1 tRNA gene is annotated in these 273 nt (G+C 37.4%); it reads left to right on the forward strand.

Annotated features, from left to right (window positions below):
- Positions 1-34 precede the first annotated feature (34 nt).
- Positions 35-110: transfer RNA gene (locus C1642_RS18875), tRNA-Ala, on the forward strand.
- Positions 111-273: the final 163 nt, after the last annotated feature.

Consider the following 273-nt stretch of genomic DNA (forward strand, 5'->3'; position numbering starts at 1 on the left):
ATAGATAAAAGATACATGATTGATGATGTAAGCTGGGGACTTAGCTTAGTTGGTAGAGCGCCTGCTTTGCACGCAGGAGGTCAGGAGTTCGACTCTCCTAGTCTCCACCAGAACTTAAGATAAGTTCGGATTACAGCAATTAGTAAATAAAGATTGAGATCTTGGTTTATTAACTTCTGTGATTTCATTATCACGGTAATTAGTGTGATCTGACGAAGACACATTAACTCATTAACAGATTGGCAAAATTGAGTCTGAAATAAATTGTTCACT

It is taken from the genome of Acinetobacter sp. AKBS16 (assembly GCF_002899995.1).
GTDB lineage: Bacteria > Pseudomonadota > Gammaproteobacteria > Pseudomonadales > Moraxellaceae > Acinetobacter > Acinetobacter baumannii.